This window comes from Shewanella sp. DAU305 (genome assembly GCF_026802235.1).
Classification (GTDB): domain Bacteria; phylum Pseudomonadota; class Gammaproteobacteria; order Enterobacterales; family Shewanellaceae; genus Shewanella; species Shewanella baltica.
In genome coordinates, this window is the sequence record NZ_CP113808.1 from 1,875,452 (window position 1) to 1,899,930 (window position 24,479).

Here is a 24,479-nt window from a genome sequence, read left to right on the forward strand (position 1 = left end):
TGTGTAGTGGCACACTAATTTTGGCCACCTAAATAGAGGTGATATTATTACCTCGTAGATGACTTTAGGTGAACACATGAGATCGACAACCAGAAAAACATTTAGTGCTGAATTCAAACTTGAAGCAGCCCAATTAGTCCTCGATAAAAACCATAGCATCATCGAAGCTGCAAAGGCGATGAACGTAGGTAAGTCCACTATGGATAAATGGGTGAGACAGTTAAAACTAGAACGCCAGGGTGGCACACCAAAAGCATCTCCGATTACCCCTGAACAAATTGAAATCCGTGAGCTGAAGAAGCAAATAGCTCGTCTTGAGGAGCACAATCTCATCCTAAAAAAGGCTACCGCTCTCTTGATGTCAGACTCGATGAACAATTTACGCTAATCAGCGCACTCAAGCAGAGCCACTCTATTCTCACAATTTGTAATGCATTCAAAGTGCATCGAAGTAGCTATAAGTATTGGCTAAAAAGAAAAGAACATATTGATGCAGACTTTACTATTTTATGCAGTGAAGTGAAGGCCGCACATCGTATTAGTCATGGCTCTGCCGGTGCGCGAACGATAGCGCAATTAGTGACTAACAAAGGGATTGGTCTCAGTCGTTATCGAGCCCGTAATCTAATGAAAAAGCTTAGGTTATTAAGCTGTCAGCAGCCTAAGCATTCTTATCGGAAAGCGACACAAGAGCATGTTGCAATCCCCAATACGCTTAATCGACAGTTTGCAGTAACTCAACCAGATCAAGTGTGGTGTGGCGACGTGACGTATGTTTGGGTCGGTAATCGCTGGGCCTATCTAGCCGTTGTTCTTGACTTATTTTCCCGCAAACCTGTTGGATGGGCCTTGTCATTATCACCAGATAGTGCGCTGACCTGTAAAGCTTTGAAAATGGCATTTGAGTTAAGGGGTAAGCCTGAGAATGTGATATATCACAGCGATCAAGGTTCGCATTACACAAGCTTGAAATTCAGACAATTAATATGGCGTCTTCAAATTGAGCAAAGTATGAGTCGCCGCGGGAATTGTTGGGATAACGCCCCAATGGAGCGTTTCTTTAGAAGTTTGAAATCTGAGTGGATACCCGCCAGTGGTTATGGGAATTTTACAGAAGCAGATAAAGAGATCACAAATTACATCACTGGATATTACAGTGAGACCAGACCCCATCAATATAATGGTGGGTTAACGCCAAATGAGTCAGAACGTTTATATTGGAATGACTCTAAAACCGTGGCCAATTTTACTTGACCACTACATTGCTAGTTAAAGACTTTGTGGCAAACTCGAGTTTAAACTTTTATGAATTAATTGTTTTGGTTAGAAGTTGATAGTTATCTATGGAAGGGATCACTGATGGGAAGCAATATTAGTAACTTCGATTTTCTTAAGCACCACGATGAGCTATTACTTCGTTTAGCACAAACAGCTGAATGGTGTTTTGCGCCAGACCCTAACACTACGCTATTAAAGATGCGTCAGTTAGGTGAAGAGTTAGCCAAGAACATCGCTGCTCGTGTAGGTGTTGATTCCGGCAAAGATATTAAGCAGATCGATTTACTCAAAAATCTTGATTACTCCTTAAGGCTTGATCAACGAATCAAAGATGCATTTCATACCATTAGAAAACTAGGCAATAACGCTAACCACGATATTACTTCCAATAGTCATAGGGATGCCTTGCAGTCTCTGCAAATTGGTTATGCTCTAAGTGTTTGGTACCACCAGCTTTATGGTGGAGAAAAAGCAAAAGGATTTAAGCCTGGGCCCTATATCAAACCCAAAGACCCTTCTGATGAAGTTCGAATGCTCGAAGAAAAAATGCTTGAGCTTGAACGCAAACAGCAACGGACTACAGAACGATTAGCAGTTGCTGAGTCTATTAATCAATTAGCCACAGAAAAAGCTGAAGCCGAGCGAAAGCGCTCTGAAAAAATGCTTGCCGAAAGCAAAGTATGGGAAGAGGTTGCAACTGAGCAAGAAGCGCAGCTAAACGAATATAGAGCGAAGATGGAAGCGGCTAATCATGAATTACTAATTAACTTCCAGGCTAAAGATCAGAAAAGCAAAACGACAGAAATCAAACGTATTGAGAAATTGCCATTTCATATGGATGAGTCTGAAACACGCATCATTATTGATAAGCAATTGAATGACGCAGGCTGGAAAGCCGACAGCGTTAACCTTAGGTACTCTAAGAATGTGCGCCCAGTACCCAATGAAAATCGTGCTATAGCCGAGTGGCCAACAGAATCAGGCCCTGCAGATTATGTATTATTTATGGGCCTCACACCTGTTGCGGTTGTTGAAGCTAAAAAGACTGCCAAGAACGTTTATAGCTCAATAGATCAAGCAAAGCGGTATGCAAAAGGACTCAAACCAAAAAATTCATTTACTATAGATACCGTATGGGGCGAGTCATGGTATGCAATTGCCATTCAATTAAAAAGCGGGTGACTTTCTTTATACTGGCGTTCGCAATAGCCAGCATTAACTCAGGTAATTCATTTGGTTTTAGTGCAGCAAGGTGTTCTTTGCGTGGTTTTTTAAATACTGACTTAATACCAGATAAAGGGTTTGCATGAATAAGGCCTGTATTGACGGCGTATATCATGACTTCGTTTATGCGTTGGCTTAATCGCTTAACAGTTTCGAGATTACCTTTTGCTTCAACAGGCCTTAATACTTTAATAACCATCGGCGCGGTGATGTGGCTTATTGGAGTTTTAGCTAAAGCAGGGAGTATGTGCAGCTTGAAAGAACGCCATGTTGCATCAGCATGTTCTTGGGTTATTGATTCTTTCTTAGCTTCAAACCATTGTTGAGCGACTTTATCAAAAGTATGTTCAGTCAGTGCCGCTTTTGCAGCTAGCTCATTAGCTTTATGTTGTTTTGGGTCAGTGTCTAATGCGATGAGCGATCTTGCTTCTTGGGCGAGTTTACGTGCATCAGCAAGTGAAATATCAGGATATGCGCCAAAACTCAGGTTTTGTCTTTTCTTAGTAATTGGATTGACGTAATTGAGAAGCCAAAGCTTAGAACCGTTAGGCTTTACCCTTAACTGCAACCCAGCCCCATCTGCCAGGTTATATTCTTTGTCTTTTGCTTTAGCATTTTTTATTTCTGTATCTGAAAGGGGCTTTGCGAGCCTTGCCATAGTAACACCATCCTTAGTAACACTGACCTGAGTGATTAAAGCGATGTTACTAAGATATGTAAACCTATAAATTATTGAGAGTTATAGGCCTAAATTATGGTTTTAGTAACATCGAAACGGCTATAAATGTGCCGATGTTACTTCTGATGTTACTAAAAGTTCTGGTTTTCAACAAACGTTATCGTACACAAATGGAACAGCTTTTTACGTAACTCATTGATTTATGTGTTTTAAAGACAGAAAAAAAGACGTCCTAAGACGTCTTCGTTCCTTTAATTGGTGGAGGCGGCGGGACTTGAACCCGCGTCCAGAACACCTACATCCAAGGCACTACATGCTTAGTCTCTCTTTTAATTAACCCGAATAAACTCCGAAAGACAGGATTTCATCGGGCGAGTCCGGTACTATTTCGCGGTTCACCCCCGGACGGAGTTCCCTCGCTATCAAATGTAGGATGACCATCTGTATACACTGCCCATTTGAGAGACCTGTGTCAGATGGCTAGCTAGCCTAAGCTGCTAGAGAGTAGTTAGAGTCGTTTGCAACTATAACGGTGCGGCTTTTTACGAGGCCAACCGCCCCTCGGCATGCTCCCAGGGTTTCGTGAATCCTGTCGAATCCAGAATCGCCCCCAAGAATTTGATTGTAACCCGTAGCACAATGATCACCTAGCATCATTTGCTTCAAGTTCAATCGTTTGTTCATTATCCGTGCGTTTTTTCTTTTTTCATCACGCGGGCTTTTTCAACTTCCCATTCACGCGCTTTAGTATCTTCGCGCTTATCGTGATCTTTCTTACCTTTACCTAGGCCAATTTCCACTTTCACCCATGCACCTTTACGCCAGTACATAGAAATAGGAATAATGGAGTAGCCTTGACGCTCGACTAAGCCGGCCAGTTTATCAAGCTCTTTACGGCTGAGTAGCAGCTTTTTCAAGCGCAGGGGATCGCAGACAACATGTGTCGATGCCGTATTCAAAGGAATAATGGTGCAGCCATGCATAAAGGCTTCGCCATTTTTCAGGAATACGTAACAGTCGGACAAGTTGACCTTACCCATTCGGATAGATTTAACTTCCCATCCCATTAGGGATAGGCCAGCTTCCATTTTCTCTTCGAAACGGTATTCGAAGGTTGCGCGCTTATTACGTGCGATAGTCGCAGGCGCGGCTTTGCTTGAATTTTTCTTTACCATAGTGGCGCCATTATACGCACGGTGATTCAATTTGGTATTGATATAAGGTTTTATTTAGTTAATTTCAAGCCTCTATCGTGTTGTTGCTGGTTTTTTGAACGCCATTAGGGGGTTGAGTATCAGCTTAAGTGCACAAGGGGTGCGTTTTTTACGTATCGTGATAAAATCCGTGCAAATTTTGATTGCTTGCCTAAGTTGTTCATCGCGTGTGCGTTTTTTTCGTGCGTTTGAGTTTGCTAAGGTCGCTGTGAAGTCGTTAGTTAAGAGTGCTAAGTCCTATGCCGCAAATTTCTCGAAGTGTGTTAGTCCGTTTTAGTGCGATGCAAATGTATGACTTAGTGAATGATGTCGAGTCGTATAAGGAATTTTTACCCGGTTGTGTGGGTGGCAAAGTCTTAGAATTTGATGGTAAGACTATGCTGGCATCTGTGGATGTGAGTAAAGCGGGGATCCGTAAGACATTTACGACTCGCAACCAAGTGGTTCCCGGGAAGAGTATTGATTTAACATTGGAAAATGGGCCCTTTAAGCATTTATTGGGGCAGTGGCGTTTTACTGAGCTGACTGAAGAAGCTTGCAAGGTAGAATTCGAACTGAGTTTTGAGTTTTCAAACTCGTTAGCCGATATGGCCTTTGGTAAAGTGTTTAATGATCTTATGGTATCAATGGTGACGGCGTTTACGAGTCGCGCTAAGGTGATTTACAGTGACAAATGAGACAGATAAGTTTGTAGTTGATGTGGTTTACGCCTTGCCTACTCAGCAAAAAGTAATTTCGGTGAATGTGAATCCCGGCACGTCGGCGATAGAGGTGGTGCGTTTAAGTAACATAGTGAGCTTTTTCCCTGAGATCGATTTAGACACGGTTAAACTCGGTGTGTTTAGTAATGTGGTTAAACATGACCAAGTGATTTTACCGGGCCAAAGGGTCGAGATTTACCGTCCTTTGATTGCTGATCCTAAGGATGTTCGCCGCCGCCGCGCAGATAAAGCCAAAGATGAAGGCCGCGCGAATAAAGTCACTGGCGGAAGGGCTTAATACGGTTGGTATAACTACTTGATGTCAGTTTGACATCATTACTCAATGAAAAAGCGCCCTTGGGCGCTTTTTTGTATTTCATTGACTGAGAAGAGCATAAGCAAAGTTTAGGATATTACTTAATTGGTTTTTGAACTTGCGCTTCTGTTTGGTTTTCTTTTACTAAAGGTTTGGCATCTGGACGCTGTGCAGGAATTTGTGGCACTAGCTCAGTTTTATTACCCGTAGGTAAACTGCTCTGCTCGAGCGGCGTATCAAATTCTTTGCTTAGCTCATAATCGCCATTCACTGCGGTGAGTTTATCACCCGTAAAGTGCAAAATGAGTTCTTTATGCGTAATGCTGGCATCGCGTCCACTCTTGTAGTGATAGACGTAGTACCAAGTATCGTCGGCGAAACTATCGCGTAAAACCGGACGGCCGAGAATGTATTCGGCTTGTTCTTTGGTCATGTCAATGCGCAACTTTTCAACTTGTTGCGGTTCCATGTAGTTACCCTGTGGGATGTCGGGCTTATAAATCAACCAATCGAACACACTACAAGCACTGAGCGAAACAGAGAGCGCCACAGCGCTCAGCAGGGTAAGACTTTGCTTTTTATTGATCATTGTATGCGCTACTTCTGAAAATCTGGCGGCCATAATACCCAAGCATTCCCCCTCATGACAAGGGCAATCGGGCTTTGCTGCCGTCATAGATCGAATTGTGTGACTTTTCGACCCGTGATGTTGGCTTTAGTTCTCAATCTTTAAGGATATTTATTCGTAGAAGTCACATGGGGCTGTGGGTGTGCTTTTCAGCCTCTGAACCGTACTGGTTTACTGCTGACAGGATTGGACAAAAGGAAATGGGAGCCAGATTTCTTCTTTAAAGCCAAGTAATTAGTCGGTAAGTCGATAAACCGTTTATGTGGCGATAACCATAGTAATCTTGCGTAAATCAGATTAAAGTTACCGATATGTTTTTATTATGTTCTTGTGCTGTGGCTTTAGGTATGAGTTCGCAGTGTTTAAAATAAAATATTGGGATAGATGCTTTGGGTTCTTTAGTTTGCGTAGGCACGGGTTTACAGCTGGCCGGACAAATCAGTGTGATGAGTCGCAGTTATATTGAGCACGCAGATGTGGTGTTTTCACTCCTGCCCGATGGTTTTTCGCAGCGTTGGATCCAGACAATTAATCCTAATGTCATCAATTTGCAGCCGTTTTATGCTCAAGATGGCGAAGTGAAAAATCGCCGTGAGACCTATGAGCAGATGGTGAGTGCAATTTTGGACGCTGTGAGAGCCGGTAAAAAAACAGTTTGTGTGCTTTATGGCCACCCAGGTGTGTTTGCTTGCGTGTCCCATTTAGCGATTAAGCAGGCGAGGGCTGAAGGATTTGCTGCAAAGATGGAGCCTGGGATATCGGCCGAGGCGTGTTTATGGGCAGATTTAGGTATAGACCCTGGTAATTCAGGACACCAAAGTTTTGAAGCCAGCCAGTTTATGTTCTTTAATCATGTGCCCGATCCGACAACTCATTTGTTGCTATGGCAAATTGCTATTGCTGGCGAACATACCTTAACTCAGTTCCATACTACGAGTGATAGGCTGCAGATTTTGGTTGAACAACTGCATCAATGGTATCCACTGGATCATCAAGTGGTGATCTACGAGGCTGCTAATTTACCCATTCAAGCCCCTAGAATTGAGTATTTGCCGTTGAGTAAGCTGCCCGAGGCAAACTTGTCTCCCATCAGTACGTTACTGATCCCTCCAGCAAAAAAACTCGAATACAACTATGCTATTTTAACCAAATTAGGTATTAGGCCTGAAGATTTAGGCTAATTGCGAGAGTCGTACTTCTGAGTTGAATTCGGAAGTCATCATTAAAATAAGGAAAAAGTATGTCTGCATTATCCGATTTTTTTACTCAGTTAGGCCAAGATGCACAGTTGATGCAAGCGTATCAACAGGACCCTGAGGCCGTAATGCGTGCCCATGGGTTAACTGGTGAAGAAATTGCAGCCGTCATGTCGGGAGACATGGAAAAACTGAAAAGCTTGAGTGGGGATGATTATTGTAAAGCCTACTTAGTTATTTCCCATGGTAATGGTGAGTAATTGAAACTCCTGCGCGCTTTTTTGTGGTTATGTTCGGGCATATTTTGTATGCCCTTAATGGCTGCAACTATCAATTTTGATGAGGTATTAGCTGATCTGGAGCAGCTACAACATACCGATATGCAAAGTGCAATCACTAAGCTCCATGAACTTGAAGCTGATTTCGAGCATATGACGCGTTTTCAGCAAGGTCGTTTATTGGTATTTAAAGGGACTTCATTTATTTATTCAGGTCAATATCAAGAAGCCCTAGATAATTTAATTCAATCTGAAAATTTAGTTCAAAATAGCGATTATTTATTTTCTGCCTATAGCTATGAGGCAACAGCTTACATCGCCCTTAGGAACTTTAAAGACGCTTTTGTTGTAATGAGCAAAAGCCTAGGGTTAATAGATAGAATAGAAAACATAGACATCAAACGTGCTGCATATCTACGTTTAGCCAGTTTGTACTCTGCAATGGGTATTAAGGAAGAGGTGGGAAGCTACGCGGCTAAGGCAGAATCGCTTGCTTCAGCAGATAATGTAAAAGATATTTGTACTGCAAAGTTGTATTTATCAGTTTATCAGTTAGAGCTTGAAATATATGACAAGGCATTTGATGAATTCCAGTACACGCACGATTTTTGTGAGTCGAATGGTTTTCCATTGATTTCGTTTATTGCATTGAAAGGGATGGGAGAGTCTAAGTTAAGATTACAGGAGTACTCTGCTTCAGTCCCTTTGCTCTTGAGTGCTTTAAAGGGATACGAGTCTTTTAACTTTCAACTAGAAATTAATAGTGTCCATTCTTTGTTAACCGAAGCGTATTTTGCACTAAAGCAATCTGCTGAGGCGGTCGAGCATGCCAAGTTCGTTACGTCATTACCTGATGATCCTAGTTATACTGATTTAAAGCATATCGTCTTTAAAGTGTTAGCTGGCTTAAATGCTGAGAATAAACAGTTTGAACAAGCCTATGTGTATTCGAAAAAAGAGCAGTATTACAATCAACTGATGTTTGATGAAGCGAAAATGAAAACGTTAGCGTATCAGGCTGCAAAGTTTAATGCTGATGAACAGTCACGTGAAATTAATTTATTAAATAAGGAACGTGAACTGTATGTCGCTCAGCAAACGGTAAAAGAGCGCGAATATACTAATATGTTAATGTTTGTCACTATTCTAGTGGGCGGACTGTTCTTCCTCGGGATTTTGTTAGTTGTAGGTCAGTTGCAGAAACGTAAGTTTATGCGTATGGCGAGAATGGATGCATTAACAGGTATCTTGAATCGCGGTGCAGGGCAAGAGTTAGGGGAAAACCTTTTTGTTCAAGTCACGGCCCGCGGTGGGGATTTCAGTGTCATTTTATTTGATTTGGATTTCTTCAAACGGATCAACGATTCTTTTGGCCATGGAACTGGCGATTGGACGCTTAAGAAGGTGGTTGATGCCCTCAAGTTCCATATCCGTAATGGTGATGTTTTTGCCCGTATCGGCGGTGAAGAATTTGCGATTTTATTACCCTATGCCGATGAAGAGAAAGCCATGGAAGTGGCGGAGCAGTGCCGAGCCCGTATCGAGGCCATTGATACCCAACATTCAGGACATAAGTTCGTCATTACGGCGAGTTTTGGCGTGAGCGGTTTAATGGCTGATGATCTGAGTTTAGACCCATTATTCCACCGATCTGACATGGCGCTTTATGCCGCTAAGGCCAATGGCCGCAATGCCGTAGTACGCTATTCTGACATCTTAAAATGTGACAAGCAGGCAACTGATTTACGGCGTCATATCGCATCGCCCTCGGTGTAATGTAAGTCGAGTGAACATTTAGTCTCATCCTGAGTTGGCAAAGTCCTTACTGGTTTTTATCGTTGCTTCATTTGTTTCTCGTTTTGCGTTTTGCCGCCACTAACAAAAATGCGATAACAGTCTAAGGCGTCTCTGAACGCTCTTTACTCAGCTTTGTTGCTCCAGTTGATTTCCCCCACGCTTAAGTGTTTTCGTACCAAAAATTTCTCATTTTTAATGAATTGCCTTGACCTTGTTAATAAATAAATGGGATATCATAGTTGCTAATTTGCCTAGCTGCGGCTGGGCCATTATATGGAACACTGCACATTCCTTTTTCCGTTGGAGCCTTCATGGAACAGTCGAGTTTACTCACGTCGGTGCTGCTATTTTTATTGGCGGCGGTTATTTTTGTTCCTTTGGGTAAACGTTTTGGCGCCGGCCCGATTCTTTCCTACCTAGGTGCTGGCATCATTTTAGGCCCAGGCGGCATGGCCTTAGTTTCTGATCCTGCTGCTGTGTTGCATTTTGCCGAGTTAGGTGTAGTGCTGATGTTGTTTGTGCTGGGACTCGAATTAAATCCAAGTAAATTATGGGAACTTCGCAGTGCTATCTTTGGTTTAGGCAGTGGTCAGTTGTTGTTATCATGGGCTGCGATTGGTGGTTTGGCTTGGGGCTTTGGCTTGTCTGTTGACGCAGCTTTAGTGGTTGGCGCCGCGCTATCTTTATCATCGACAGCCTTTGCTGTGCAGTTAATGAGTGAACATAGGTTGCTCACAACCCCACTCGGGCGTGATGCCTTTGGTGTCTTGTTGATGCAAGATCTTGCCGTTATCCCCATGTTGCTGCTGACGGCATATTTGGCACCTAATTCGGCGCAGATTGAGCATCATGCCGTGCCTTGGTACTGGACGTGTCTAGCCCTAGTAGGGTTTGTGTTAGTGGGCAAATACTTACTGCCAAAACTCCTTAAGTTAGTCGCAAGTAGCGGGGTGCGTGAAGTACTCACCGCCTTTGCGTTACTGCTCGTGATGGGCAGCGCTGAGTTAATGGAGTGGCTTGGACTCTCTGCGGGTATGGGGGCATTTTTGGCGGGTATTATGCTCGCAAATTCAAGTTATCGACATCAACTCGAAACCGACATCGAACCCTTTAAAGGCTTATTGCTTGGGCTGTTTTTCATGGCGGTCGGTATGAGTATGGATTTGAAATTATTGATATCAGATCCGTTACTTATCTTAGGTATTTTAATGGCGATGTTGCTGATTAAAACGTTTGTGCTGATGGTGCTGGGCCGCATTCGGCACCACAAATGGCGACCGAGTATTGCATTGGGGTTGATCCTTGCCGAAGGCGGTGAATTTGCCTTTGTGCTGTTATCCCAGGCGCAGTTATCTGGCATTGTCGGCGATAAAATTGCGCAAGTGTTAGTGCTGGCGATTGGTTTGTCTATGGCGGTGACGCCGATATTGTTTACCCTGTTTCGCGCAACTAAGGCTAAGGTGGTGGACACTCGCCTGCCAGATACGATTAATGTCACTGAATCGGAAGTGGTGATTGCCGGTTTTGGCCGAGTAGGCCAGATAACCGGGCGTATTTTGGCCTCATCAGGGATCCCTTTTGTCGCGTTGGATAAGGATGCGAGCCATGTGGATGTTATTCGCAAATATGGCGGTGAGGTCTATTTTGGTGATGCCAGACGCTTAGACATGTTAATGTCGGCGGGGATCGCGCGCTCGCGTTTGTTATTGCTGGCCGTGGACAGTGTTGAGGATTCCATCGAAATCGCCCAGCAAGTGAAAACCCATTTTCCCCATATCCACATAGTCGCGCGGGCAAGGGATCGTAACCATGCTTATCGTTTAATGAGCCTTGGGGTGACGGATGTCTTTCGTGAGACCTTTGGTTCGGCGCTGTCGGCCAGTGAGAAGATCCTCCAAGGTTTAGGTCTATCTCAGGTACAAGCCAATGAGCGGGTAAAAATCTTTGCTGAGCATGATAAGAAACTGGTGATTGCGAGTGCGGCTCATCAAAATGATTTAGCGACGTTAATCAATCTATCGAATAAGGGTAAGGCAGAGTTGGAATCCCTTATGCGCGGTGATAGGGAGAATGTCAGTTAATATGCTGGGTATCATTTGCCATTCTCAATTGAGGATTTAGATGTCAAAAGAGAGCATAAATGCTCTCTTTTTTGTTGGAAACATATCCACTTTCGCGCTGCAGTTTAGCGCTTAAATCTATTTAGCGCTCAAAAACTATAGCTGTATTGCAGTTTGACGTTGCGTTCTTCACCCGGCATACCGCCTAAGAACATCGCTTTACTGTAATAGTCTTTATTGAATAGATTATTGATATTAAGCTGGATTTTCCAAGAATCAGTGCAGTAACTCACCGCCGAGTCGACGACAGTATAGCTAGGCACGTAACCGTCTGGAATTCCAAATGAGCTAGAGTGCGTGCTGCGATCATCTACAAATTTAGCACCAAGGCTTAATTCGATTGGGCTTGATAAGCTAAACCAATCGGCGCCATAGGTCACCCAAGCGCTGGCAGTGACATAAGGCACGCCTTTTTGACGGCTATTGTAGGTTAAACTACTTGGATTTTGTTTATCCCTTGCATCTTGGTACATGCCGTTAAGGTTGATACGCCAGCTGTCGTTTAAGTGGGCATTGAGATCGAGTTCAACCCCTTGGGTATCTTCACTTCCGTCGTAAAAATACACGGGTACTTCTGGTCCTGATACGCCTATTTTATATTCTTCATTCGTATAGGGCACATTGGTGCGCGAGCTCTTAAAGAGCACCAATGATGCGAGCATTTGATCATCAAAGGCTTTAAAGCGCATACCCAGATCATTGCTTACCGATTCTGAATCTTCACGATCAGTATTTTTGCCCGTCACAGAACCTAATATGCTGTAAGCCGTGCGTCCCTTAGAGTGGTTCACAAAGAAAGATAAGTCGTCCGTCGGCATATAGGTTAAACCTAGATTATAGGTGATGCCGTTATCCGTAGTGTCCTCTTCCTGCGTCGCAGCAGCTTGACTTGCACTATAGCGTTCATCGACACCTAAGTGTTCATAACTTTGTTTTATCTCGTTAAATGCGACACCTACACGTGTGGTGAAGCCATGTCCTAAATATCCCACGTGTTGTACGCCTAAACCCCAAGCGCTGACCTTTTTGTCATAGTTCGCGGTCTTGAGTGGGTCATAGTCCTCAAACTTACCTGTGCCCCAATTAGGATTACGGATGTCATAAATATAAGGCAGGGAGCCTTGATAAGTAATTTCACCTTTCTTGTTTTTAAAGATTTGATCGGCATCGTAGATAGAATATTGCTGGAAGCGAATATTACGGTCTTCATAGTTGGCATTGACCAATAATTCATTGTCTATGTTACCAATTTGGAAGTCATAACGTAGATCGGCAAAGTACTGCCAAGACGTCTCGTCGGCATCCACTTTACGGTATTCCTGACGTCTTGCAGCAAAAGGATAAAGTACGCCATTTTCAACTAAAGGCGATCTAGGCTCTTCGTTAATCACGTCGGTAGGTACGTTTTTAATCTTGATGTTACGCTTCCAATAGACGTAGTTATAGGCGCCAGTTTGGCGGGCGAAACCTGACGTGTAGTCGCGATACTGCAATTGTTGATTGAGGAACAAATTGTCAGTGAAATAGATATTATGGGTCAGTTTAAATCTTAACTCTTCACCCTCATTGTCCTTCGCCATGGGTGAAATCAGCCCTGCATCACCAAACGAATAGGGGGTTAAGCCGTCAGCGCCCGACAACGAGGCCGCTAACTCCTGACGCTGTGCATCGGTGAGTTGTAGACCATTACCATTGGGATCATTGACCAGATCTTGCCACGTGACCTCGCCCGCGCTCTTACCGCCGACAGATTCTGCATTGTAAATCCGAATCGGGTGACCAATTGAATCAACGGCAATAGCATCTTTTATGTAAGCACCTGAAAGCATTAAATCTTGGCTATCACTTAATACCCATTTTAAGGCGCCATAGATTTCGTCTCTGTCTGTACCTATATCGCGATACCCATCACTGCGGCCAGATTTGGCCACTAAACGGTAGGCGACATCATCACTCAGGCCGCCCGTGCTATCCAGAGCAAGGGAGTAGGTGTCCCATTGGCCCATTTCGGCGCTGAACTTATGCTTTGACTCAAACTGCGGTTTCTTTTCAATCAGATTGATCACGCCGCCAGCACTTCCCATGCCATAGAGTCCAGTCGCTGGGCCTTTTAATACCTCAACGGATTCAACGTTGGTTAAAGAGCGCGTGGGGTTGAATGTATTTCCTAGGCCTGCACCGCCATACATACCGTCATAGGTGTAATTTGCGCCTAAACCACGGATGACTATGTTGTCACCAATGCCATAGTTATTTCCCGCTTGAGTTACGCCACTGATGTTACGGATCAAGTCCTGCAGATTATCTGTACCTTGGGTTTCGATCAGCTCTTGGTCAACAATCACTACAGCTGCTGGGGTTTCCATAAGAGACATGTCGGATTTAGTCGCCAGCCCTGAATTCTTCACTACTGAGTTCTGTCTGCCATAAACCGTGATGCGCTCAACGTTGGCTTCAGCATTTGCTGATATCGAGTTGGCTTCAGCGTGTGCGGTTTGCGATAAAACAGAAAGGCAGGCGAGTGCGGTTAGCGACAAACGAAATGGTTTCATTAATGGTTCCCCCAAATAAATAGGTCGCGAATAGTAATGATTTGCATTTAAGTTGGCAACAAATGTTTCAGCATTTATTGTCGAAATGTGCAGTGCTGCCAATAAATGCTGCACAAAGCATCTTTTTGAGCAAACCAGTAATGGGTTCTAGCAAGAGAGAAACGTCATAAAAGGGCTGTTTTACGCTCCATCCCGTTGTAATTTCAAATTTGTTTCATTTTTTTTATAAAAAAGTGATTTATTTTTTGAGTTAACCATCACATCCCACCTTGTTGATCGGGAAACACAACCTAGTACTTAGCTGGTATTACACTTGGGTGTTATTGCGTTTACGTAAACGTCAAAATAAAACGGTCGTTTTAATTTGTGGTGATGGTAGCAGTCGTTATCATTATGATTTATATAGATTTAGCTTGCTTCCCTCTAGGTTAGTTCAAAACATTGGGTATTTTCTACTTAGGTCTAATAGGGTAAAAATGATGTATTTATATATTTACTGTTTGTAATTTAATTACGTAAATAATTACTTTGCTTGGTGGTTGGTAAAGTTGTCTGACAAGTTTCATTTAACTCAAATTACCTAATGTAGTAAAAATGTTTAATTCATTTAATATCATAATATTAGGTTGTTATTTTTTGCTTGGTCAGACCAATTTTAGCATGCTTTTTACTTAGGTTAGTGCCCCTTTTTGTCAATCTCGGACTGTTGCAAATACAAACGTTTGTCGGTAAGTTTTAGTTCGAAACAAACATTTGATGGTTTTTTGGTGAGTTTATAAGCAGCGGTGATTGGGGATGCTACTGCTTTATATGTCAGCGTTAAGCCTGTGATAGTGGAGCCTCTTGGGAGGGCATCAAGATGACGGAACACACTTTGAGTGAACAGCAATTGAATTCGACACTGGGTAAAGCTACAGCAAACGCCACGCTTAATATTGTGGGTCGTGACATTCCAGGCCAAGAAGTCATCTTTACCGAAGGGGCTGTCGCCTTACTCGAATCCCTTTGTCGTGAATTTGCCGACGAAGTACCCGCCTTACTCGCTAAACGTAAAGATAAGCAAGCGCGTATCGATAAAGGCTCATTACCCGACTTTCTGCCTGAAACCCGCGCTATCCGTGATGGTGCATGGCAAATTCGTGGAATTCCCGATGACTTACTTGACCGCCGCGTAGAAATCACAGGTCCCGTTGAACGTAAGATGGTGATTAACGCACTCAACGCCAATGCCAAAGTGTTTATGGCCGATTTCGAAGATTCTTTAGCACCAAGCTGGGAAAAAGTCGTCGAAGGTCAAATCAATTTACGTGATGCCGTGCGTGGTGATATTGAGTACACAGCACCGGACACGGGGAAGCACTACAAATTAGGACCAAATCCGGCAGTGCTTATTTGCCGCGTTCGTGGTCTGCACCTTAAAGAAAAACACGTGCAGTTTAATGGCAAAGCGATTCCTGCCTCACTGTTTGATTTTGCTCTGTATTTCTACCACAACTATCGCCAACTTTTGGCCAAGGGCAGTGGTCCATACTTTTATATTCCTAAGTTAGAAAGTCATATTGAAGCGCGCTGGTGGGCAAAAGTGTTTGCTTTTGTTGAGGAAAGATTTTGTCTGCAAGCGGGCACGATTAAATGTACTTGCCTGATCGAGACGTTGCCGGCCGTGTTCGAAATGGACGAAATCCTCTACGAGCTGCGTTCCAATATCGTCGCACTGAACTGTGGTCGCTGGGATTACATCTTCAGCTATATCAAAACATTAAAGCGTCATAGCGACCGAGTCTTACCGGATCGCCAAGCCGTCACTATGGATACGCCTTTCTTAAGCGCTTATTCAAGACTCTTGATTAAGACCTGCCACAAACGCGGTGCGTTAGCGATGGGCGGCATGGCGGCCTTTATTCCAGCCAAAGATCCGGTTCAGAACGAAGCGGTATTGCAGCGAGTTCGTCGAGATAAAGAGCTCGAGGCGCGTAACGGCCACGATGGCACTTGGGTGGCACACCCTGGTCTTGCCGATACCGCTATGGGTATTTTCAACGAATACATAGGCCAAGATCACTGTAATCAATTGCATATTACCCGTGATGTCGATGCGCCAATCCTGGCTAGCGAACTGCTTAAAACCTGCGACGGTGAGCGCACCGAACAGGGGATGCGTCTGAACATTCGTATCGCACTGCAGTATTTAGAGGCGTGGATCAGCGGCAACGGTTGCGTACCTATTTACGGCTTAATGGAAGATGCGGCTACGGCTGAGATTTCTAGAGCCTCAATTTGGCAATGGATCCAACATGGTAAGTCGCTGTCAAACGGCAAACTCGTGACCAAGCAACTCTTTAAAGACATGTTGGTTGAAGAGCTGTCGAACGTGAAAAAAGAAGTGGGTAGCGACAGATTCACCCATGGCAAATTCACCCAAGCGGCGGTATTGCTCGAAGACATTACCACCTCCGACGAGCTGGTCGATTTCTTAACCTTACCCGGTTACGAAATGCTGACTGCCTAGGATGAACCCATTTGCTTGAACCGTTTTATATCAATCAGATTTAGCTGTGGCGGGGCTACCGTCAACCAAACAATTTAGCAGAGTGAAACTGGGGGGCAGTTTCATGATAGCTACAACATCAAAGAGAAAGGAGCGACACTATGACTAAGGCAACGACTCAGAATTCACGTCAAGAGCAGATTGATGCAATCAAGAGAGATTGGGCAGAAAACCCACGTTGGAAAAACGTGCGTCGTCCTTACACCGCGGAAGAAGTGGTTGCACTTCGCGGTTCAATCGTGCCTGAGAATACTATCGCCAAGCGTGGTGCGGCTAAGTTATGGGAACTGGTGAATGGCGGCGCTAAAAAAGGCTACGTGAATTCGCTCGGTGCGTTAACGGGCGGTCAAGCGGTACAACAGGCGAAAGCGGGTATCGAAGCGATTTACCTTTCTGGTTGGCAAGTGGCTGCTGATGCTAACTTAGCCGGCACTATGTACCCAGATCAATCTTTATACCCAGCCAACTCTGTGCCAGCTGTGGTATCCCGTATCAATAACTCTTTCCGTCGTGCTGACCAAATTCAATGGGGCAATGGCGTTAATCCAGAAGATGAAAAATTTGTTGATTACTTCCTGCCAATTATTGCTGACGCAGAAGCGGGTTTTGGCGGCGTATTAAATGCCTTCGAACTGATGAAGTCGATGATCGACGCGGGCGCTGCCGGCGTTCACTTTGAAGATCAGTTAGCTTCAGTGAAGAAATGTGGCCACATGGGCGGCAAAGTATTAGTGCCAACCCAAGAAGCGGTACAAAAGCTGGTTGCTGCACGTTTAGCGGCGGATGTGAGCGGTGTCGATACACTGGTTATCGCCCGTACCGATGCTAACGCGGCCGATTTGTTAACTTCAGATTGCGACCCATACGACCGTGATTTCGTGACTGGCGAGCGCACCAATGAAGGTTTCTACCGTGTTAAAGCGGGTCTTGACCAAGCGATTTCTCGCGGTCTAGCTTACGCCCCGTATGCAGATTTGATTTGGTGTGAAACCGCTAAACCGGATCTTGAAGAAGCGCGGATTTTTGCTGAAGCGATTCATGCTCAATACCCAGATCAGCTGTTGGCGTATAACTGTTCGCCTTCGTTCAACTGGAAGAAAAATCTGGACGACGCCACTATCGCGCGCTTCCAACAAGCATTGTCAGACATGGGCTACAAGTACCAGTTCATCACTTTAGCCGGCATTCACAACATGTGGTACAACATGTTCGACCTCGCTTACGACTATGCTCGTGGCGAAGGCATGAAGCATTATGTTGAAAAAGTTCAAGAAGTTGAGTTTGCTGCAGCGAAGAAAGGTTACACCTTCGTCGCGCATCAACAGGAAGTGGGCACAGGTTATTTCGACCAAGTGACTACTGTTATTCAAGGTGGCCATTCATCAGTGACCGCACTGACAGGTTCCACCGAAGAAGAGCAGTTTTAAGCAGTAAGCAGCGCTTAGGATGATCCATTGTGATTGTGGATCACTCCTCAGCACGCCTTATGCCGATGTGTGGTGAGGCGTGGTTAAAAACTCGAAATAGAGGGCAAGGGCGGACTGTGATGAGTTACCGACCTTGCAGCCTAAATCTCGAGTCGAGTATGAAAGAGTGTTACCCGTAAGCCTGTGTTTAGCTGCTTTGCAGCTCTTGTCCCCCGTGCAGTTCGCCTACATGTGCTGTGCGGGTTTTTAAGTCAAATTTTGTGACTTAACTTCCTACCCAGTAAGTTTTTGCTTGCCTTAGCTTGGCGACTCTATGAGTCGCTATTTTTTTGCTTATTGGTTCACTATTGTGCTGATTAATATGGTGCAACTCTGATACGACTTGGTGCAGTAATCGGATTGTTTTACAGCAGCTTATTGCTATCTCATTGTTATTTAATGGCTATCAATTGTGGCCTGAAAAATGCTCTGAATACATTGGAAAGTTATAGCGTATTAAAGCTGATTGTTGGCATTCACATTGAGGTCACCGCCATGAAATATTACAGTCGCCGTTTAGTTAAACCTGAACATTTAAATCCAGCAAATACGCTGTTTGGCGGTCAGTTGCTCAGTTGGATAGACGAGGAGGCCGCTATTTTTGCTGCCTGCCAGATGAAGAGCACTAGCCATGTGACTAAGCTGATTTCTGAAATCAACTTTATGACGCCAGCGCACCAAGGTGATGTGATCGAGTTTGGTCTGGAGCTGGTGAGCCTCGGCCACAGTTCGATTACCGTAAGCTGCCAAGTGCGCAATAAGATGACGCAGGCACCAGTGGTGAGCATAGATAAGATGGTGTTTGTGCATGTGAATGCCCAAGGATTACCTGTGCCCCATGGTATTCGGGCGAATGCGGCTTAGTGGGCGCGGAGCTTAAAATGCGTGACGTTTGAATAGATAAGACGCTGAAAACAGACAGTGACGCCTAGGCGTCACTGTGATTAGTCTTTGGTTAAATCTTCTTTTACCGATTTGACGGCATCCCGCGAGGCATGACCTATGGCTTTGGTGGTGTCTCGAGTCGCGTGGCCTATCTCAGTGGTGACATCTTTAGTGGTTGTGCCGATAGCACGGCCTGCGTCCTTTAAATCCGCACAGGCGGATGTAGCGAGTAATAAAGGAATAATAATGAGCGTCGCTTTATTCATTGTGATGCTAATCCTCAATTTAAGTTCGTAACTCAATTTACTGAGCCCTGCCATTTCTACAGTGCCAAATAACATTCGGGACAATATAACAGATCTTGAGCTGAATCACGCTATGACACCAGTATCTGCCAAGCCGTTGTCGTAATGTCTTTAGGCAAGTTTGGGCAAGAGGTGTGGAACGGATAGGGCGAAATGACGTCGGAGTTTAAATTTTATGAATTCAGTAAATAAAAACGCCAGTGGCGTTTTGCACACTGGCGTCTAAGGTCGCTAAATAATACTGCAAAGATTATTCGAGTTTGGCTAAGCGTTGTTGATAGTCTTCAATCAGGTGCTGCATGATTTCTTCCGGTGCAGCATCGTCACAGCAATCATCTAAAAAGATTTTAAAGGTGACTAGGGCATGGCCGTCATTTTTGAGTCTGTCACTCTGCATTGAGAAGTAAGCATCTTCATTTTCGGCTTTACGAACCACAAACTTATTTGTTTCGAAGGACTTATCCCCAGAAAGCTCGTGCCACTTAGTGATGCGATTTAACGCGATTTCACAGGACTGGTTCATTTCAATATGATTTAACCAAGTAACGGGATGTTCAGGATCTTTGTAATGTGGACATCTAACTGTGTAGTTATATACATGGGTGATTGCAGTCATAGCGTACCTACCTGTTCGAGGATATTGTTGCCATCATAGGCATCGTTTTTGAATTCGGTCAATCATTAATTAAGTCTATTTAGCCTTGATGTTTTTTGACGGAGAAGGATAGTTACTGCATGAAAATTAACCATTTACTTAATCTGTCATGTCTCTATTTAGCATGAGTTTTATGCCAATAACTTTGTGCTAGATCTCAGTTTTGGGTGAAGTTTCGCTTTTGCTGAATTACTGATTAATAAAGCAACAACTTGGTCGTCAGTAAGTCTTATTGAGTGTAAGTGATAAAAAGAGTGAACAGCGGAGTAAATAGGTTAATTAGGCTTTGGTGGGCGTAATACGATTAAGTGGCAGTATAAGTTGTCGCAGAGGAAACGCAGAAGGCAGAATGGACAGAGGCCCATTCGTTAGAACGGGCCTCTCAGCTGGCTTCATCTTTTGCAGGGAAAAAGCGAACTGGGGCCATCTTATCGGATCTGTAACAGTCTGTAACCCACAGAGATCACGTTTTTTATATCATTTTGCTATGAATATTTGAGGTTCAGATCCTTTCTTCTTGAATATGCTGATTTGTGAGTGTTTTGTCAGTGCAAAGGTGCATAGACACTGAGTTTTATGTTGGTTTTTGTTACTTAATTTTTAAGATAGCAACCTTATCTATATCGGTATAAAAAAGGCCCCAATAGTGCAGCAATCATCTGTGCACTATTGGAGCCCAAAACGCATTCATTGGAGGATGAAGTCGTGTTTACGCACTAGCAGGACAATCAGTCGTTATCCAGCAAGTTAGCGCACGATTGCTGTGCGATAACTTGCGATTGATAAAGTATGGCGATTACAGCGCGCAACTACAGCGCATTAGTGAAGATCTGACAGATCTCCGCTTGGGTCGCTTGTTTTGGATTGGTGAATCCACAGGCATCTTTTAACGCGTTATCCGCAAGTGTTGGAATATCTTCCGCTTTTACGCCTAACAAGGTCAGGTTTTCTGGGATCTTAACCGCAACAGACAGCTTTTTGATTGCCGCTATCGCCGCACTGGCACCTTGCTCATCGGTCATGCTGGACACATCCACACCCATAGCCTTGGCAATGTCTTTCAAGCGAGCAGGGACGACCTGGGCGTTGTATTCCTGTACATGGGGCAGCAGCAGGGCGTTACACACACCGTGGGGCAGATCGTAGAAACCGCCTAACTGGTGCGCCATCGCATGCACATAACCTAAGCTGGCATTGTTAAAGGCCATACCCGCTAAGAACTGTGCGTAGGCCATTTGTTCACGGGCATTGATGTCTTGACCGTTTTCAACCGCGTTGACTAAGTTAGCCTGAATCAATTCCATAGCCTTGATCGCGCAGGCGTCGGTGATCGGGTTGGCAGCAATAGACACATAGGCTTCAACCGCGTGAGTCAGTGCATCCATACCGGTTGCGGCCGTGAGGCTCGCAGGCTTTTTCAGCATGAGTTCAGGGTCATTGACCGACAGCAAAGGCGTGGTGTGCTTATCGACAATCGCCATTTTAATGTGGCGGGCTTCGTCGGTAATGATACAGAAGCGCGTCATTTCACTGGCAGTACCTGCCGTCGTATTAATAGCCACTAATGGCAACTGTGGTTTTGCGGATTGATCTAACCCTTCGTAATCCTTAATGCTGCCGCCATTGGTGGCAACAAGGGCGATACCTTTGGCGCAATCATGGGGTGAGCCGCCACCGAGTGAAATCACAAAGTCACACTTGTTGGCTTTTAACAGGGCTAAACCTGCTTCGACGTTCGTTACGGTTGGGTTAGGTTGTACGCCATCATAGATGGTGGAGGTAATGCCATTTTGACCAAGTTTTTCGGCCACTTCACCGACTAAGCCAATTTTGACTAAGGGTTTGTCTGTCACTATGAGTGCGTGTTTAAAGCCTAAGGTTTTGATGTCACCGATAGCGTCATCCACTGCGCCTTGGCCTAACACGTTGACAGAAGGAATAAAAAATTTAGCAGCCATAAAATCCACCTATTTGCTTGTAAAGATTAAGTTGTGTTCTTTTCTGGTGATCAAGCTACCAATTTGGAGGTAGTGAAAGTGTGAGCTCGATCGAGTTCGGCGCTTATCTGGGGTCAATTTCCCACTAAAGTTGGAACTCGGTAACTAAACTTCGGACTTTTATGACGGGTATTAGTGTTGGCGTACGATATGGTTTTTCTGGGGTTTTAGCGCCCCTGGCGAGGCATCATTTCTGTGTGTTTTTTACTGGTCTTGTTATCTCACTTTTCATCCCACTTTTTAGCTAACATTTGACGGCTCAATTGTTAAATCTAACAGAGGTTAAACCTCGTTAATACTCTCATTCGTAGTATTAACTCCAGTTAATTAGTTTGATATCTAATATTAATTTATGCGTACTGCTGTGGTTGTGGTAGGGCCGCAAGTCAAAGAAATCTATACATTTATCTTGTTTTTACACATTAATTCTTTTTTACATAACTAACTTGTGAGCTTTGTCACTGTGCTATTTTAGGTTGATAGTTACATCACTAATCATTATCATGATTGTTAATTGAACGTTCAATTAACGTCGTTCAGAGTATTGAGAGAGTGGTTATTCCTTGAGTATTTATGCCTAAAGCCGCAATGAAATTGATACGCAGACAGCAGCTTATCGATGCGACATTAGCATCGGTTGCCTTGCATGGATTGCAGCACACGACTATCAACAGCATTAGTCAGTTGGCGGGGATGTCGTCGGGGATCATCAGTCATTATTTCAGTGGTAAGCAGGGCTTGATCCAAGCGACGCTGCGTCACTTACTCGAGCAGTTAAAGCAGGCGTTGCTCAATCGAATCCAAGGACAAGTGTTGGCGCCAACAGAGCGCTTAATGATGATAGTTGAAGCGAATTTTACCGAGTTACAGCGCTCACGAAATGTCACTCACACTTGGCTGAGTTTTTGGGCACAGGCCGTCCACGATCCCCAGTTAGCCCGTTTGCAGAATATCAATAGTCGCCGCTTATACAGCAATTTACATTTTTCCTTTCGGCACGTGTTGCCCAAAGAGTTTGCCCTGATGGCTGCTGAGCAAACGGCGGCGATGATCGATGGATTTTGGTTACGCAGCGCTTTAAGTGAAACCCCTGAGCAGGATTTTGTTCAGGCCGAAAAATTATGCAAAACCTTTATCCACAATGTGATAAAGCAGCATGGAGTCAAAACATGTCAGTAGAAGTACAGTACAACTTTATTGCGGGTCAGTTGCTCGCTAACGATAGCGGCGAAACCTTCGACGTCGTCAATCCTGCCACTGGGCAATTGGCGTATCGAGTGCAAGTGGCCGATGAAAAAATTCAGCAAGCGGCCATCGAGAGCGCCAAAAAAGGCTTTGCGATTTGGTCTGCCATGAGTGCCACCGAACGCAGTCGTATTCTGTTAAACGCGGTTGCGTTATTGCGTGCTCGTAATGATGAACTCGCGGCAATCGAAGTGCGCGACACAGGTAAACCTTGGCAAGAAGCCTCAGTGGTTGATGTGGTCACAGGCGCAGATGCTATCGAGTTTTTCGCCCATATTGCCCCAGGGCTTGAAGGCGCGCAGCAGCAAGTCGGTGGGGATTTTTATTACACCCGCCGTGAGCCTTTAGGCATTTGTGCTGGTATTGGCGCCTGGAATTACCCATTACAAATCGCCTGTTGGAAGGCCGCTCCTGCCTTAGCCAGCGGCAATGTGATGATTTTTAAACCTTCGGAAGAAACGCCGCTTGGCGCACTGAAATTAGCGCAACTCTTAAGTGAGGCGGGTTTGCCCGATGGCGTATTTAACGTCGTGATGGGCGATGGTAAGGTTGGCGCTTGGTTAACGGGACATCCGGATATTGCCAAAGTGTCTTTCACTGGTGAAGTCGGTACTGGCAAAAAAGTCATGGCCGCAGCAGCAAGTTCATTAAAAGACGTCACTATGGAACTCGGCGGTAAATCACCGCTTATCGTGTTTGATGATGCTGATATCGACAATGCGGTTTCCGGTGCCATGCTCGGTAACTTCTACACCCAAGGTGAAGTCTGCACCAATGGGACGCGAGTGTTTGTCCATGAGTCAGTTTATCCATGCTTTATTGAGAAGCTGCTTGCCCGTACTCAAGCCAATATTGTGGTGGGCGATCCTATGGCGCCAGAGACTAACTTTGGCGCGTTGATTTCTAAAGACCACCAGCAAAAAGTGCTCGATTATATTCAGCAAGGTATCGATGACGGCGCAACTTTGCTCACTGGTGGCACAGCGTTAACGCCAGATAATGCACCCAATGGTTACTTTGTCGCCCCAACCATTTTTACCGATTGCACCGACGGGATGCGCATCTGCCAAGAGGAAATCTTTGGCCCTGTGATGTCGGTACTCACCTTTAAAGATGAAGCCGAAGTGATTGCTCGGGCAAACAATACCGCCATGGGCTTAGCTGCTGGGGTGTTCACCCAAGATATCAGCCGTGCCCATCGGGTTATTCATCAGTTACAAGCGGGTATTTGTTGGATCAATGCCTATGGTGCATCGCCAGCAGAAATGCCGGTAGGTGGATATAAGTTGTCGGGTATTGGCCGTGAAAACGGTAGCGAGACACTCAAGCATTACACCCAAGTTAAAGCCGTTTACGTGGGTCTACAGCCCTTAGAAAGCCCATTTTAAGGAGGCA

Annotated in this window: 20 protein-coding genes and 1 other RNA gene; 13 read left to right on the forward strand and 8 right to left on the reverse strand. The window is 44.7% G+C overall.

Features of this window, described 5'->3' with window-relative positions:
* Positions 1–76: 76 nt before the first annotated feature.
* Together OX890_RS08045 and OX890_RS08050 are read left to right on the forward strand one after the other, a co-directional pair.
* A protein-coding gene (locus OX890_RS08045; RefSeq protein WP_268649739.1) for an IS3-like element ISSba5 family transposase occupies positions 77–1,254 on the forward strand; the annotation gives its coding sequence in 2 pieces (ribosomal slippage) (positions 77–335 and positions 335–1,254; 1,179 coding nt in all).
* A 105-nt stretch (positions 1,255–1,359) separates the two neighbouring features.
* Positions 1,360–2,460 carry a DUF4145 domain-containing protein gene (locus tag OX890_RS08050; RefSeq protein ID WP_268650393.1) on the forward strand — a complete coding sequence of 367 codons (1,101 nt, stop codon included), beginning with the start codon at positions 1,360–1,362 and terminating at the stop codon, positions 2,458–2,460.
* Here OX890_RS08050 and OX890_RS08055 read toward each other — a convergent pair.
* The 3 genes from OX890_RS08055 to smpB all read right to left on the reverse strand — a co-directional run bounded on the left by OX890_RS08055 (position 2,399) and on the right by smpB (position 4,356).
* Positions 2,399–3,160 (reverse strand): phage integrase central domain-containing protein, encoded by a 762-nt coding sequence (locus OX890_RS08055; RefSeq protein WP_310473058.1) that lies wholly within the window; start codon positions 3,158–3,160, stop codon positions 2,399–2,401. The two genes, OX890_RS08050 and OX890_RS08055, sit on opposite strands and share 62 nt — an antisense overlap.
* A 277-nt stretch (positions 3,161–3,437) precedes the next feature.
* Positions 3,438–3,793, reverse strand: a transfer-messenger RNA (tmRNA) gene (ssrA, locus tag OX890_RS08060).
* A gap of 71 nt (positions 3,794–3,864) precedes the next feature.
* Positions 3,865–4,356 carry an SsrA-binding protein SmpB gene (smpB, locus tag OX890_RS08065; RefSeq protein WP_006080832.1) on the reverse strand — a complete coding sequence of 164 codons (492 nt, stop codon included), beginning with the start codon at positions 4,354–4,356 and terminating at the stop codon, positions 3,865–3,867.
* Positions 4,357–4,634: 278 nt separating this feature from the next.
* On the opposite strand from smpB, the gene OX890_RS08070 reads away from it, so the two are divergent.
* Positions 4,635–5,072: an SRPBCC family protein gene (locus OX890_RS08070; protein ID WP_006080833.1), complete on the forward strand. Its 438-nt coding sequence runs from the start codon at positions 4,635–4,637 to the stop codon at positions 5,070–5,072.
* A complete protein-coding gene (locus tag OX890_RS08075; protein ID WP_006080834.1) occupies positions 5,062–5,394 on the forward strand; it encodes an RnfH family protein in 333 nt (110 codons plus the stop codon). Before OX890_RS08070 ends, OX890_RS08075 begins: the two co-directional genes overlap by 11 nt.
* Before the next feature lie 115 nt (positions 5,395–5,509).
* Here the strand turns inward: OX890_RS08075 and OX890_RS08080 are convergent, their stop codons facing one another.
* The gene (locus tag OX890_RS08080; RefSeq protein ID WP_006080835.1) at positions 5,510–6,001 is read right to left on the reverse strand and encodes an outer membrane protein assembly factor BamE; all 492 of its coding nucleotides are present in this window, start codon (positions 5,999–6,001) and stop codon (positions 5,510–5,512) included.
* A gap of 428 nt (positions 6,002–6,429) precedes the next feature.
* On the opposite strand from OX890_RS08080, the gene OX890_RS08085 reads away from it, so the two are divergent.
* The 4 genes from OX890_RS08085 to OX890_RS08100 all read left to right on the forward strand — a co-directional run bounded on the left by OX890_RS08085 (position 6,430) and on the right by OX890_RS08100 (position 11,392).
* Entirely contained in the window at positions 6,430–7,221 is a 792-nt protein-coding gene (locus OX890_RS08085) for an SAM-dependent methyltransferase (RefSeq protein WP_268650394.1), read from the forward strand.
* 59 nt (positions 7,222–7,280) lie between these two features.
* Positions 7,281–7,496 (forward strand): hypothetical protein, encoded by a 216-nt coding sequence (locus OX890_RS08090; protein ID WP_259566275.1) that lies wholly within the window; start codon positions 7,281–7,283, stop codon positions 7,494–7,496.
* A 48-nt stretch (positions 7,497–7,544) separates the two neighbouring features.
* On the forward strand, positions 7,545–9,290 hold the full coding sequence (locus OX890_RS08095) for a GGDEF domain-containing protein (protein ID WP_268650604.1): 1,746 nt from the start codon (positions 7,545–7,547) through the stop codon (positions 9,288–9,290).
* Positions 9,291–9,622: 332 nt separating this feature from the next.
* Positions 9,623–11,392 (forward strand): monovalent cation:proton antiporter-2 (CPA2) family protein, encoded by a 1,770-nt coding sequence (locus tag OX890_RS08100; protein ID WP_006080839.1) that lies wholly within the window; start codon positions 9,623–9,625, stop codon positions 11,390–11,392.
* Between the two features lie 128 nt (positions 11,393–11,520).
* On the opposite strand, the gene OX890_RS08105 is transcribed toward OX890_RS08100, so the two are convergent.
* The gene (locus OX890_RS08105; protein ID WP_126491445.1) at positions 11,521–13,983 is read right to left on the reverse strand and encodes a TonB-dependent receptor; all 2,463 of its coding nucleotides are present in this window, start codon (positions 13,981–13,983) and stop codon (positions 11,521–11,523) included.
* Between the two features lie 859 nt (positions 13,984–14,842).
* Between OX890_RS08105 and aceB the strand changes: the two genes are divergently transcribed.
* From aceB to OX890_RS08120, 3 genes are all read left to right on the forward strand, one after another.
* Positions 14,843–16,492, forward strand: coding sequence for a malate synthase A (gene aceB / locus OX890_RS08110; protein ID WP_268650395.1), 1,650 nt, complete (start codon positions 14,843–14,845; stop codon positions 16,490–16,492).
* 140 nt (positions 16,493–16,632) lie between these two features.
* The gene (gene aceA / locus OX890_RS08115; RefSeq protein ID WP_107404095.1) at positions 16,633–17,958 is read left to right on the forward strand and encodes an isocitrate lyase; all 1,326 of its coding nucleotides are present in this window, start codon (positions 16,633–16,635) and stop codon (positions 17,956–17,958) included.
* A gap of 534 nt (positions 17,959–18,492) precedes the next feature.
* A complete protein-coding gene (locus OX890_RS08120) occupies positions 18,493–18,861 on the forward strand; it encodes an acyl-CoA thioesterase (RefSeq protein ID WP_006080843.1) in 369 nt (122 codons plus the stop codon).
* A gap of 80 nt (positions 18,862–18,941) precedes the next feature.
* Here the strand turns inward: OX890_RS08120 and OX890_RS08125 are convergent, their stop codons facing one another.
* The 3 genes from OX890_RS08125 to yiaY form a co-directional block, all read right to left on the reverse strand.
* Complete coding sequence (locus OX890_RS08125) at positions 18,942–19,148, reverse strand: hypothetical protein (RefSeq protein ID WP_006080844.1); 207 nt, start codon at positions 19,146–19,148, stop codon at positions 18,942–18,944.
* 289 nt (positions 19,149–19,437) lie between these two features.
* Entirely contained in the window at positions 19,438–19,803 is a 366-nt protein-coding gene (locus OX890_RS08130) for a hypothetical protein (protein WP_006080845.1), read from the reverse strand.
* Between the two features lie 848 nt (positions 19,804–20,651).
* Complete coding sequence (gene yiaY / locus OX890_RS08135) at positions 20,652–21,800, reverse strand: L-threonine dehydrogenase (protein ID WP_268650396.1); 1,149 nt, start codon at positions 21,798–21,800, stop codon at positions 20,652–20,654.
* A gap of 612 nt (positions 21,801–22,412) precedes the next feature.
* On the opposite strand from yiaY, the gene betI reads away from it, so the two are divergent.
* Together betI and betB are read left to right on the forward strand one after the other, a co-directional pair.
* Positions 22,413–23,018 (forward strand): transcriptional regulator BetI, encoded by a 606-nt coding sequence (gene betI, locus OX890_RS08140; RefSeq protein WP_006080847.1) that lies wholly within the window; start codon positions 22,413–22,415, stop codon positions 23,016–23,018.
* Positions 23,009–24,472 (forward strand): betaine-aldehyde dehydrogenase, encoded by a 1,464-nt coding sequence (gene betB / locus OX890_RS08145; protein WP_107404097.1) that lies wholly within the window; start codon positions 23,009–23,011, stop codon positions 24,470–24,472. Before betI ends, betB begins: the two co-directional genes overlap by 10 nt.
* The last annotated feature ends 7 nt before the right edge of the window (positions 24,473–24,479 follow it).

Coding starts and splice junctions, on each gene's coding strand:
- OX890_RS08080 (WP_006080835.1), bottom strand. CDS start 6,001: ATGATCAATAAAAAGCAAAGTCTTACCCTGCTGAGCGCTGTGGCGCTC.
- OX890_RS08100 (WP_006080839.1), top strand. CDS start 9,623: ATGGAACAGTCGAGTTTACTCACGTCGGTGCTGCTATTTTTATTGGCG.
- OX890_RS08070 (WP_006080833.1), top strand. CDS start 4,635: ATGCCGCAAATTTCTCGAAGTGTGTTAGTCCGTTTTAGTGCGATGCAA.
- OX890_RS08120 (WP_006080843.1), top strand. CDS start 18,493: ATGAAATATTACAGTCGCCGTTTAGTTAAACCTGAACATTTAAATCCA.
- OX890_RS08105 (WP_126491445.1), bottom strand. CDS start 13,983: ATGAAACCATTTCGTTTGTCGCTAACCGCACTCGCCTGCCTTTCTGTT.
- aceB (WP_268650395.1), top strand. CDS start 14,843: ATGACGGAACACACTTTGAGTGAACAGCAATTGAATTCGACACTGGGT.
- aceA (WP_107404095.1), top strand. CDS start 16,633: ATGACTAAGGCAACGACTCAGAATTCACGTCAAGAGCAGATTGATGCA.
- OX890_RS08090 (WP_259566275.1), top strand. CDS start 7,281: ATGTCTGCATTATCCGATTTTTTTACTCAGTTAGGCCAAGATGCACAG.
- OX890_RS08050 (WP_268650393.1), top strand. CDS start 1,360: ATGGGAAGCAATATTAGTAACTTCGATTTTCTTAAGCACCACGATGAG.
- smpB (WP_006080832.1), bottom strand. CDS start 4,356: ATGGTAAAGAAAAATTCAAGCAAAGCCGCGCCTGCGACTATCGCACGT.
- OX890_RS08095 (WP_268650604.1), top strand. CDS start 7,545: ATGCCCTTAATGGCTGCAACTATCAATTTTGATGAGGTATTAGCTGAT.
- yiaY (WP_268650396.1), bottom strand. CDS start 21,800: ATGGCTGCTAAATTTTTTATTCCTTCTGTCAACGTGTTAGGCCAAGGC.
- OX890_RS08125 (WP_006080844.1), bottom strand. CDS start 19,148: ATGAATAAAGCGACGCTCATTATTATTCCTTTATTACTCGCTACATCC.
- OX890_RS08130 (WP_006080845.1), bottom strand. CDS start 19,803: ATGACTGCAATCACCCATGTATATAACTACACAGTTAGATGTCCACAT.
- betI (WP_006080847.1), top strand. CDS start 22,413: ATGCCTAAAGCCGCAATGAAATTGATACGCAGACAGCAGCTTATCGAT.
- OX890_RS08055 (WP_310473058.1), bottom strand. CDS start 3,160: ATGGCAAGGCTCGCAAAGCCCCTTTCAGATACAGAAATAAAAAATGCT.
- betB (WP_107404097.1), top strand. CDS start 23,009: ATGTCAGTAGAAGTACAGTACAACTTTATTGCGGGTCAGTTGCTCGCT.